Below are 10,000 nucleotides of genomic sequence, written 5' to 3' on the forward strand. Positions count from 1 at the left end.
TTCGCTCTAAATTTTTGTTTTGTCGCGATGTTTTTGCGGAAAACCGCTCACACTTTTGGCTTCGCCGAACTTCGTTTCCGCACATCGCTCTAGAGAAGGCGGTAAGAACTGAGCCCTCCCCCACCACCGCTGCGCTGCGCTGGCGGTCCCCCTCCCCACGGCTTACGCCGCAGGGAGGAGACAGGCCGCCGCGCGGGTTCCAACGGCGATGATCGGGTAGGGAGTCTATACACACCTTACCGACCTTTCCCCCTTAGATACAGGGACATATAAGACGTTCAAATGACCTTTCCCGTTCTGAAAAACCGCAGCGATTTTCTGGCCGCCAACAAGGCGGCCTATCAGGCGCGCCCGACTGTGGTCATTCAGGCGCGCTTTCGCAATGACGGGGACGAGACCATCCGCGTAGGCTTTACCGCCACCAAAAAGACCGGCGGTTCGGTGGAACGCAACCGCGCCAAGCGCCGGATGCGCGAAGCGGCCCGCGCCCTTTTGCCCGACCTTGGCCTTCCCGGCCACGACTATGTCTTCATCGCCCGCGACGCAACCAAGTCCTGCCCGTGGCAAGGTTTGCTTGACGATGTCAAACGCGCCCTGATAAGGCTGTCGCCCAAAGTTTAACCCCTCTTCAGAGTCTCTCATGAAGCGCGACGACAATCGCAATATGTTCATCTTCCTCGCCCTCTCCATGGCGATCCTGTTCGGCTATCAGTTCTTTGTGGCCGGGCCCCAGATGGAGAAGGAACGCGCCGCCGCCATGGCGCAGAAGAAGATCGAGGCCGCCAAGGCTCCCGTCGCCACGCCGGAGTCGCTGTTTGTCGAAGGCAAGCTGCCGCGCGATCAGGCCGTGGCCGCCACGCCGCGCGTCGCCATCGACTCCCCGGCGCTGAAGGGTTCGCTGTCTCTGGCCGGGGCGCGCATCGACGACCTGTTCCTCAAGCAATATAAAGAGACGCTGAAGGCCGACTCCCCCAATGTCGAGCTGTTCCGCCCGCAAGGGGCCGAGCACGCCTACTATGCCGAATCGGGCTGGGTCGGGGCCAATGTGCCGGGCCTGCCGTCGGGCAACAGCGTGTGGACGGTGCTGTCGGGCAGCGTGCTGTCGCCGGGCAAGGACGTGGTGCTGGGCTATGATGCCGGTACGGGCCTGCGTTTTGAACGCCGCCTGAGCCTTGATGACAAATATATGATCACCGTCACCGACACTGTGGTCAATGCCACGGGCGCGGCGGTGACGCTGGCCCCCTATGCCAATGTCGTGCGTCAGGGCGCGCCGGAGACGCTGGGCAAGAACATGATCCTGCACGAAGGCGGCATTGGCGCCTTCTCCAAGGACGCCACGGGCAAGGGTTACACCACGCCGGAATTCAAATTCCACAACTGGGAAAAGGACGAGAAGAAGGCCAATTTCAAGGCTGACTCGACCGGCGGCTGGATGGGCCTGACCGATAAATACTGGCTGGCCGCCGTCATCCCGGATCAGAAGGCCAAGATTCACGCCTCGATGAAGGCGACGGACCAGACGACCGCCAATGATAAGGACTTCAACTTCCTCTATCAGGCCGGCTACGTCGCCGACGCTGTGACGGTGCAACCGGGCAAGCCGGTCAGCGTCACCTACCACATCTTTGCCGGTGCCAAGCAGGCCTCGCTTCTGGCCGCCTATCAGGACAAGCTGAAGCTGCCCGCCTTTGACAAGGCCATCGACTGGGGCATGTTCTGGTTCTTCACCCGCCCGATGTTCTTCGTGCTGGACTTCCTGTTCAAATATGTCGGCAATTTCGGTCTGGCCATTCTGGGTCTCACCGTTCTGGTCAAGCTCATCTTCTTCCCGCTGGCGCATAAATCCTATGAGTCGATGACCAAGATGAAGATGCTTCAGCCCCAGGTCGAGGAGCTGAAGAAGAAGCACGAAGGCAATCCGCAGCAGATGCAGATTGAAATGATGGGCCTTTACCAGAAGGAAAAGGTCAATCCGATGTCGGGCTGTCTGCCGATCTTCGTGCAGATGCCGGTCTTCTATGCCCTGTATAAGGTGCTGTTCGTCACCATCGAAATGCGCCACGCGCCGTTCTTTGGCTGGATTCAGGACCTGTCGGATAAAGACCCGACGACGATGTTCAACCTGTTCGGCCTGTTGCCCTACGATCCGGCGGCCCTGCCGGTCATTGGAGGTCTGATGGCCACCTCGCTGCACATCGGCATCCTGCCGCTGCTCTATGGCGCGTCCATGTGGCTGTCGCAAAGCATGAACCCGCCGATGCCGGACCCCATGCAGCGCAAGATTTTCGCCTTCATGCCGGTGATCTTCACCTTCATCATGGCGCCGTTTGCCTCGGGTCTGTTGATCTACTGGATCTGGAACAACGTCCTGACCGTGGCGCAGCAATATATGCTGATGCGTCAGATGGGCGTCGAAAACCCGATCGACACCCTGCTGGGCAAGGTCGCCAAAACCAAACCGAAGTCCGAAGCGGCGCACGTCATCGAGGTGGCCGAGGAAGCCATCCACGAAGGCGAAGTGACGCAAGGCACCCCGGCCCGCAAGCGCAAGCCGGCGGCCACGGGCAGCTCGGCGGGCGGCACCAAGCGCACCCGCGGGACCAAGAAGGACTAAGGCGATCCGTCATACCTTCCTGCCTTTGGCGGGGAGACCCCGTCCCCTCTTATACCTCCCCAATTTACTGGGGAGGTATAAGTATTTAAAGGCACGTCCATGACCGACGAAACGCAACATAACGCTGAGACGCCCGCCGCTGAGACGCCTGACGAGGCGCTCTATTCCGCCGAAACGCTCGAAGCGGCCCGCGTGCTGTTTGCGCGCCCGGCCACCTTCATGATGGGCGCGGCCAAGATCGAGCAACTGCCCGCGGCCGACCTGCCCGAAGTGACCTTTGCCGGGCGCTCCAATGTCGGCAAGTCGAGCCTGATCAATGCGCTGGTCGGGCAGAACCACCTAGCGCGTGCCTCCAACGAGCCGGGCCGCACGCGCGAAGTCAATTTCTTCGTGCTGGATGAGAAGCTGCGGCTGGTCGATCTGCCCGGCTATGGCTGGGCCAAGGCGTCGAAGGCCGAGGTCAAGAAGTTCCAGAATCTGGGGCGCGACTATCTGCGCGGCCGCCCGAACCTCAAACGCGCCTATCTGCTGATCGACGCGCGCCACGGGCTGAAGGCGGTCGATAATGAGCCGATGGACGCGCTGGACGTCGCCGCCGTCTCCTATCAGATCGTCCTGACCAAGGCCGACAAGATCAAGCCGCACGAGCTTAAGGCCGTCATCGAGAAGACGCAGGCCCAGATCAAAAAGCGCCCGGCGGCGCACCCGGTGGTGCTGGCGACCTCATCGGAAAAGGGCCACGGCATCCCCGAACTGCGCGCCGAGATCATGACGACCTGCGCGGTCGCGCCGTAAGTCTCATTCATACCTCCCCGCCAAAGGCAGGGAGGTATAAGATAGCGCTCATGCACACGCCCTTTGACGGTTCGCAGCCTCTGTTTCGCATCGGTCTGGCCCCGCTGGGAGAAGCGGCGTGGCTGGAGCGTGATGAGCGCCTGCCCCGCTATCTGGCGGAAAAAGAACGCCTGCTCACCGAAGACCGCGACGCCGTCTTCGGTGCGCTACCGGGCTCAGAGGCCGCGCAAGCCGAAGCCCTGCGTCTGATCGAAACCACGCTCAACACCGCCGCCCCGCCGTCTGACGCGCCGCTGATCGCCGCCGCACGACTGGTGGCCGAAGACCTGGCCATCTTGCAAAGATCGCCCGAAGGCTGGCGGCTGACGGCGGGCTGCATCTGCTTCCCCTCCTCGTGGTCGCTGCCGGAAAAGCTGGGCAAGCCCCTGCATCAGGTGCATGGCCCCGTGCCCGACTTCCAGACGGGGACACGCAACGCGACCATCATCGAGCGCATTTTCGACAATCTGCGTCCCGATGAGCCGGTCATCCGCTGGAACTGGTCGCTGTATGGCACGGACACGCTGCACCATCCCCACCTGTCCCCGCCACAGCGCTTCGGCAGCGGCGACCGCGCCGACACCGTCCATGTGCGCGTTGAGCGCCAGACCCTACGCAAGCTGCCGCAGACGGGCGCGGTGCTGTTCACCATCGGCATCCACCTGACGCCGCTGGAGGCCATTGAGGCCCACCCGGAACGCGAACGCCTCACCCAAGGCCTGATCCGTCAGATCGAAGCCCTAGATGAGGCGCAAAGCGAATATAAGGGCCTGTCGGCCGAACGTGAGCGCCTGCTGAGCAGGCTGCGGCGTTAGAGGTCTTCCTTGAGGATGGCCATTTCGAACAGGTAAGAGCCTTCCTCGTCCTCATCGACATAGACGACGCCGACAAAGTCTTCGCCGATATAGACCTCGGCGGAGTCCTTCTGCTTGCGGGCGCGGACCTCAAGGCCCTTGGTGCCGAAGGTCTGGGTCAGGTAGGCTTGCACCTTGGTGATTTCTGCGGGTGTCATGTGTTGTGTCTCTTGAATGGCTGGTCCCTGAACGATGCGATCAAAGCACGATTTCACCGGGGCCGGGATAAATTGTGTGTGTCTGTGTACCCGCGAACGCCGCCAGAGGCAAACCCCAAGGCGCGCCCTTCCCCAAGCATTTGGGTTTCACTTAAAGCCTTAAAGCGCAAAATTCTCGCAGGGCCGCCCCAAGAGAATTTTGCTCGATATTGACCCCACCCAAAATGTATTGGCCGCAGGCCAAGACTTTTGGGTGAGTTAAATCACGTAATCGTAGATCACGTCCGAAAGCGTCTGATCCATCGACTTAGCCGGGTCGGGGCAGGTCTGGCAGTTGACCAGCCGCGCCGGAACGCCGGCGGCTGTGCAGTGCGCCGGGACGGGCTTCAGGACCACCGAACCGGCGGCGATCTTGGCAAACTCACCGATCTCGATATTGCCGAGCACCTTGGCGCCGGCCCCCAGCAGCACGCCGCGGCCGATCTTGGGGTGACGATCGCCCTGTTCAGAGCCCGTCCCGCCCAGCGTCACGCCGTGCAGCATCGACACCTCATCGCCCACCACCGCCGTTTCACCGATGACGATGCCGGTGCCGTGGTCCATCAGCACGCCCTTACCGACCTTTGCCGCCGGGTGAATGTCGATCTGGAACAGTTCCGACACGCGGCTTTGCAGCAGGTGCGCCATGGTAAAGCGCCCGTCCTGCCACAGGCGGTGCGCGATGCGATAGACTTGCAGGCTCAGGAAGCCTTTGAAAAACATGAAGGTTTGCAGATAGCCCTTGGCCGCCGGATCGCGCTCATAGACGGCCTGAAGATCGGCCTCCGCCGCCTCGACCAGAGTGCGGTCGGCCTTGAGATAGCGTTGCACCATCTCACGCACCGTCATGCCGCGCAGGGTGTCGTCGGCCAGCTTGCGCGCCATGTGATAGGACAGGGCCGAGGCCAGATCGTCGTGCGACAGGATGGTCGAATGCAGCAGCGAGGCCAGCCCCGGCTCCGACGCCACCACGTCAGAGGCTTCCTGACGCAGGGTCAGCCAGATCGGCTTGTCCTGCGGTGTAATCACCTCAAACGGTTGCGCCATCTTTGACCCTTCGCCTCACACAATCTTTGCCGCCAGCGACGCCTCCAGCGCCCCTGTGACAGCCATATGGTACACCCTCAGTACCGCCGCAACGGTTAAGGAGTCGCGTATCTGCCCTTTTATAACAGCTTCGAGCACGTCTTTGAAGGGAACCCGCGCGATTTCAAGGTTTTCGGTATCGTCCCACTGGGTTTCCCCCTGAGTCAGGCCGGTGGCGAGGTAGATGATCCCCACCTCGTCGGACACCGAGTTGCTGAGGTCAAGGCGCAGGATTTCAACGAGGGAAGCCGCCTCAAAGCCGGTTTCTTCGCGCAGTTCGCGCCGCGCCCCGGCCATGGCGTCTTCATCGTGCGGGACGCCACCTTCGGGGATTTCCCAGCTCCAGGCGTCAAAGGTGTAGCGCATCTGCCCCACCAGCGTGACGGTGCCGTCCTCGTGCAGCGGTATCATGCCCATCGCCCGGTTGCGGAAGCGCACCATACCGTATTGCGCGACGCGGCCGGTCGGGGCGATCGGTTCGGACAACTCGACCTCAATCCACGGTGACGAATGGATGACGCGGGCATTGCGCGGCTGCCAGCGGGCGCGCTTCGCATTGCGGTCTTCGGAATCCCAGGGCGGCAGGCTGGCAGTGGTCATGTCTATTCGTCCGGTTGCGTCTGTCCAAGCGCCATAGCATGTCCTATATGCGTTGAACCTGATTTTTTGCGCCGGACACCGCCATGACCGAAAAAGCCGATATCCGTCAACTGGACCTCGCCCCCATCCCTTTTGGCACGCCCCTGCCCGCCAAAGTATCGGCGCAAACGCTGGAATTGCTGCTGACGCGGCGCTCGGCCCCCGCCCCGACGCTTGGCCTGCCCGCGCCCTCCGAAGACGAGATGGAGGTGCTGCTGAAGATCGGTTTCCGCGTCCCCGACCACGGCAAGATCGGTCCCTGGCGCATCGTGCGCTTCACCCCGCAGTCGAAGGCGCGGCTGGTCGATAAGCTGCGCGCTCTGGCCGAAGCGCGCGGTGACAAGGCGCAGGCGGGCGCGCTGCTCAAACTCTCCACACCACCCGAAGCCCTAATGGTCGTCTATTCCCCCGTCCAGCCGCACAAGATCCCCCTGTGGGAGCAGATGGGCTCGGCGTTTGCCATCTGTCAGAACCTGCTGATCGCGGCGGTGGCGATGGGCTATGGCGCCAACTGGATCACCGACTGGTACGCCTATGACGCCGAGGCCAAGGCGCTTTTGGGCCTCAGGGACGGCGAAGAGGTGGCCGGCTTCATCTACCTCGGCACGCCCACCGAAGCGCCGCTGGAACGCGACCGCCCGGACTATGCCGAACGGGTGAGTTACTGGGAGGGGTGATTTAGGCCTCAGTAAGAAGGGCCTCCGGCGGGCAGGGTCACAGACCCTGCACCCGTTTACAGGCCGACCCGTTCTGCGTTAGTCTCACCCCTGACGGAGCTTAAAGTGAAACCTTCCCTCGCCCTTGATCAGCAACGTGATGCCGCGCGCCGACTGCCGGTGCGCTACCGCGCGGCCAATCTGCGCGTCTTCGGCTCTGTTGTGCACGGCAGGGATACTGAAGGCAGCGATCTCGACCTGCTGGTGGACCCACTGCCGGGCGCGACCCTGTTCGATCTGGGGGGCCTGCAGGACGAGCTTGAAACCCTGCTGGGCGTAAAGGTCGATCTTCTGACCCCCGGCGATCTTCCTGCCCGCCTGCGCAACTCAGTCCTTGCCGAAGCCCAACCCGTATGAGGCCGGACGACCCACCCGCCAGACGCGAAGACTATATCCGGCATATACAGGACGCCGTCACGCAGGCCCTTGACTACGTCGAAGGCATGGACCATGCCACGTTCCTCAGTGACCGCCGAACCCAACAGGCGGTGATCATGAACCTGATCATCATGGGCGAAGCGGCCACGCGCTTGATGATGGAAAGCCCGGACTTTATCGAACACCATCCGGACATTCCGTGGCGCAACATGCGCGGAATGCGCAACCGTCTGGCGCACGGTTATTTCGATCTCGACCTTGATTTGATCTGGGAAACGCTTTGCGTCAGCCTGCCGCAATTGCAGCGGCAAATATCCGAATTGAGCTGAAGCCCAGGCCTCTGACGGGCAGGGTCACAGACCCTGCACCCGTTTGCCCCTCTCCCCGTTGGCGCGGGAGGAAGAACAAAATCTATCCCCGCTATTTGACGGCGGTCTATCCTCGCTCGCATGGACACAGCGGCAGACATCCCTGAGGCTCTGACACCGGAAACCCGGCGCGGGCATCTGCGCGCCATAGCCGACCGGATGTTGCTGGCGCTCAGCCGCGAAGACGACCCCAAAACCGGCGAGGAGATCGAAAAGGGCATCCGCCGCGCTTTGCTGATCGAGCGGCTCTATGCCCGCTGCGACGCCACCGAAGCCAAGGCGATCAAAAACGCCGTGGCCAGTATCGAGCAACAGGTGGCCGCAAAGAAAACCGCGCCCTCGCCTGCGCCGGCCAAAGAGACTCAGGCCAAAGAGACTCAGGCCGAAATCGCCAGCCGTGCGCTCGCCATGAAGGCAAAGGCCCTGTATCGCGCGAGCAAAGGCGACCCCGAAAGCCTCAGACAGGTCATGGCCCGGCATTTTGAAACGCCCGTTGCGAAAAACCGCAAAGACACGTCGTAGTTCTTATACCTCCCCGCCCAAGGGCAGGGAGGTATAATTGACCCTCACCCCCGGCCGCGATAGGTCGCCACGCCGAAGTCTGGGATCAGCACGCCCTTCGGCGGTTCGGACGTTTGCCAGAAGACGTCAATCGGGATGCCGCCACGCGGATACCAGAAGCCACCGATGCGCAGCCAGCGCGGGGCCAGCAGGTCGCGCAGGCGCTTGGCGATATAGATCGTGCAGTCTTCGTGGAACGCCCCGTGATTACGGAAGGCCGTCAGAAACAGTTTCAGCGATTTCGACTCGACCAGCCACTCACCCGGCACATAGTCGATGACCAGATGCGCGAAATCGGGCTGCCCCGTCACCGGACACAGGGACGTGAATTCCGGAGCGGTAAAGCGCGCCACATAGTCGATATCGGCGTGCGGATTAGGCACGCGCTCCAAAACGGCGCTGTCCGGGTCGGTCGGCGCGCCCAACTGCTGGCCCAGTTGCGTCAGATTATCGGTATAGTGCGCCATGAACGACCTTTCCTTATTACGCGATGGGGCATCCGAAGAGACTACGTCTCCGGATGCCGTACTTGTGAATCTTCCTATGCTCGATAGCAGGCACATTCACAAATGGAATCTCAGGCAACATTTGCAATGTCGCTTGATATGGATAATAATTAAGCGAATACAACAGTTTACTTAAGGGCAAGAAACGACCATGGCCATTCCGGATACCCTGAAAGCGGGCCTCAGCTTCCCCGCCATTGCCGCGCCGATGTTCCTGGTCTCCGGGCCGGAGCTGGTCATTGCGACGTGCCAGAGCGGTATGATCGGCACCTTTCCGGCGCTCAATCAGCGGACCACCGAAGGCTATGCGCAATGGCTCGACGAAATTCAAGGGGCGCTGACGCCTGATGACGCCCGCTTCGGCGTCAATATGATCGTCCACCCGACCAATTCAAGGCTGATGGCCGATATGAGGGTGACGGTCGAAAAGAAGGTGCCGCTGGTCATCACCTCGCTGGGGGCGGTGCGTGACGTGGTCGATGCGGTGCATGCCTATGGCGGCGTGGTCTTCCACGACATCACCACCGTGCGCCACGCGCAAAAGGCTGCCGAGGCCGGGGTGGACGGGCTGATCCTTGTCTGCAACGGCGCGGGCGGCCATGCGGGCACCTATAACCCCTTCGCGCTTCTGGGCGAAATCCGTCAGTGGTACGAAGGCACGATCGTCCTGTCGGGCTGCCTGTCGCGCGGATCGGACGTGGCGGCGGCGCTGATGATGGGGGCCGACCTCGCCTATATGGGCACGCGCTTTATCGCTACCGAAGAGGCCATGGCCAGCGACGGCTACAAGACCATGCTGACCCAGTCGTCGGCCAAGGACATCGTCTATACGCCGGCCATTTCGGGCGTCCCCGCCTCCTTCCTGCTGCCTTCACTCGAAAGCCACGGCATCACCAAAGACATGCTGAAGGACATGACCACGAAGATGGACATGGACCACGAAATGAGCGACGAGGCCAAGGCGTGGAAGACCCTGTGGTCGGCGGGGCAAGGCACCGGCAATGTGCGCGACATCCTGCCCACCTCTGAACTGATTGCGCGGCTGAAAGCGGAATTTTCCGAAGCCACGCAAAGGTTTGCGGACGATTCCATCATTTGAAGATGATTGAATTCTTACCCATGACTTCCCAAGTCAAAGGCTGAGCACCCCTCGTATGCCGAGTTTTGTGACATTTTCATTGCAATTTAATGACAATGCGGGCATGCGCAGAGGTGGAAAACGGAGCCGCACCGCACCTTGCCCA

Annotated in this window: 13 protein-coding genes; 9 read left to right on the forward strand and 4 right to left on the reverse strand. The window is 61.6% G+C overall.

Going from position 1 to position 10,000, the window contains the following annotated elements:
• Positions 1–282: 282 nt before the first annotated feature.
• The 4 genes from rnpA to LDL37_RS12760 all read left to right on the forward strand — a co-directional run bounded on the left by rnpA (position 283) and on the right by LDL37_RS12760 (position 4,266).
• Positions 283–621, forward strand: a complete 339-nt coding sequence (gene rnpA, locus LDL37_RS12745; protein WP_290798937.1) for a ribonuclease P protein component — start codon at positions 283–285, stop codon at positions 619–621.
• A gap of 19 nt (positions 622–640) precedes the next feature.
• A complete protein-coding gene (yidC, locus tag LDL37_RS12750) occupies positions 641–2,617 on the forward strand; it encodes a membrane protein insertase YidC (RefSeq protein WP_290798940.1) in 1,977 nt (658 codons plus the stop codon).
• A gap of 99 nt (positions 2,618–2,716) precedes the next feature.
• Positions 2,717–3,412 carry a ribosome biogenesis GTP-binding protein YihA/YsxC gene (gene yihA, locus LDL37_RS12755; protein WP_290798943.1) on the forward strand — a complete coding sequence of 232 codons (696 nt, stop codon included), beginning with the start codon at positions 2,717–2,719 and terminating at the stop codon, positions 3,410–3,412.
• Between the two features lie 50 nt (positions 3,413–3,462).
• Positions 3,463–4,266, forward strand: a complete 804-nt coding sequence (locus tag LDL37_RS12760) for a DUF3445 domain-containing protein (RefSeq protein WP_290798946.1) — start codon at positions 3,463–3,465, stop codon at positions 4,264–4,266.
• On the opposite strand, the gene LDL37_RS12765 is transcribed toward LDL37_RS12760, so the two are convergent.
• The 3 genes from LDL37_RS12765 to LDL37_RS12775 form a co-directional block, all read right to left on the reverse strand.
• Positions 4,263–4,463, reverse strand: coding sequence for a DUF3126 family protein (locus tag LDL37_RS12765; protein ID WP_272741450.1), 201 nt, complete (start codon positions 4,461–4,463; stop codon positions 4,263–4,265). The genes LDL37_RS12760 and LDL37_RS12765 overlap by 4 nt on opposite strands.
• Before the next feature lie 258 nt (positions 4,464–4,721).
• The gene (cysE, locus tag LDL37_RS12770; protein WP_290798951.1) at positions 4,722–5,549 is read right to left on the reverse strand and encodes a serine O-acetyltransferase; all 828 of its coding nucleotides are present in this window, start codon (positions 5,547–5,549) and stop codon (positions 4,722–4,724) included.
• Positions 5,550–5,564: 15 nt separating this feature from the next.
• A complete protein-coding gene (locus tag LDL37_RS12775) occupies positions 5,565–6,188 on the reverse strand; it encodes an NUDIX hydrolase (RefSeq protein ID WP_290798954.1) in 624 nt (207 codons plus the stop codon).
• Positions 6,189–6,271: 83 nt separating this feature from the next.
• On the opposite strand from LDL37_RS12775, the gene LDL37_RS12780 reads away from it, so the two are divergent.
• From LDL37_RS12780 to LDL37_RS12795, 4 genes are all read left to right on the forward strand, one after another.
• Positions 6,272–6,904: a nitroreductase gene (locus LDL37_RS12780; RefSeq protein WP_290798957.1), complete on the forward strand. Its 633-nt coding sequence runs from the start codon at positions 6,272–6,274 to the stop codon at positions 6,902–6,904.
• Positions 6,905–7,009: 105 nt separating this feature from the next.
• Positions 7,010–7,300, forward strand: coding sequence for a nucleotidyltransferase family protein (locus LDL37_RS12785; RefSeq protein WP_290798960.1), 291 nt, complete (start codon positions 7,010–7,012; stop codon positions 7,298–7,300).
• Positions 7,297–7,650 carry a DUF86 domain-containing protein gene (locus tag LDL37_RS12790; RefSeq protein WP_290798963.1) on the forward strand — a complete coding sequence of 118 codons (354 nt, stop codon included), beginning with the start codon at positions 7,297–7,299 and terminating at the stop codon, positions 7,648–7,650. Before LDL37_RS12785 ends, LDL37_RS12790 begins: the two co-directional genes overlap by 4 nt.
• 120 nt (positions 7,651–7,770) lie before the next feature.
• Positions 7,771–8,211 (forward strand): hypothetical protein, encoded by a 441-nt coding sequence (locus LDL37_RS12795; protein ID WP_290798966.1) that lies wholly within the window; start codon positions 7,771–7,773, stop codon positions 8,209–8,211.
• Between the two features lie 44 nt (positions 8,212–8,255).
• On the opposite strand, the gene queF is transcribed toward LDL37_RS12795, so the two are convergent.
• Positions 8,256–8,717, reverse strand: coding sequence for a preQ(1) synthase (gene queF / locus LDL37_RS12800; RefSeq protein ID WP_290798968.1), 462 nt, complete (start codon positions 8,715–8,717; stop codon positions 8,256–8,258).
• A 190-nt stretch (positions 8,718–8,907) separates the two neighbouring features.
• Here queF and LDL37_RS12805 point away from each other — a divergent pair, with 190 nt between their 5' ends.
• On the forward strand, positions 8,908–9,855 hold the full coding sequence (locus LDL37_RS12805) for a nitronate monooxygenase (RefSeq protein ID WP_290798971.1): 948 nt from the start codon (positions 8,908–8,910) through the stop codon (positions 9,853–9,855).
• The last annotated feature ends 145 nt before the right edge of the window (positions 9,856–10,000 follow it).

It is taken from the genome of Asticcacaulis sp. (assembly GCF_020217185.1).
Classification (GTDB): Bacteria; Pseudomonadota; Alphaproteobacteria; order Caulobacterales; family Caulobacteraceae; genus Asticcacaulis.

Coding starts and splice junctions, on each gene's coding strand:
- LDL37_RS12775 (WP_290798954.1), bottom strand. CDS start 6,188: ATGACCACTGCCAGCCTGCCGCCCTGGGATTCCGAAGACCGCAATGCG.
- queF (WP_290798968.1), bottom strand. CDS start 8,717: ATGGCGCACTATACCGATAATCTGACGCAACTGGGCCAGCAGTTGGGC.
- LDL37_RS12765 (WP_272741450.1), bottom strand. CDS start 4,463: ATGACACCCGCAGAAATCACCAAGGTGCAAGCCTACCTGACCCAGACC.
- cysE (WP_290798951.1), bottom strand. CDS start 5,549: ATGGCGCAACCGTTTGAGGTGATTACACCGCAGGACAAGCCGATCTGG.
- yidC (WP_290798940.1), top strand. CDS start 641: ATGAAGCGCGACGACAATCGCAATATGTTCATCTTCCTCGCCCTCTCC.
- yihA (WP_290798943.1), top strand. CDS start 2,717: ATGACCGACGAAACGCAACATAACGCTGAGACGCCCGCCGCTGAGACG.
- LDL37_RS12790 (WP_290798963.1), top strand. CDS start 7,297: ATGAGGCCGGACGACCCACCCGCCAGACGCGAAGACTATATCCGGCAT.
- LDL37_RS12760 (WP_290798946.1), top strand. CDS start 3,463: ATGCACACGCCCTTTGACGGTTCGCAGCCTCTGTTTCGCATCGGTCTG.
- LDL37_RS12795 (WP_290798966.1), top strand. CDS start 7,771: ATGGACACAGCGGCAGACATCCCTGAGGCTCTGACACCGGAAACCCGG.
- rnpA (WP_290798937.1), top strand. CDS start 283: ATGACCTTTCCCGTTCTGAAAAACCGCAGCGATTTTCTGGCCGCCAAC.
- LDL37_RS12780 (WP_290798957.1), top strand. CDS start 6,272: ATGACCGAAAAAGCCGATATCCGTCAACTGGACCTCGCCCCCATCCCT.
- LDL37_RS12805 (WP_290798971.1), top strand. CDS start 8,908: ATGGCCATTCCGGATACCCTGAAAGCGGGCCTCAGCTTCCCCGCCATT.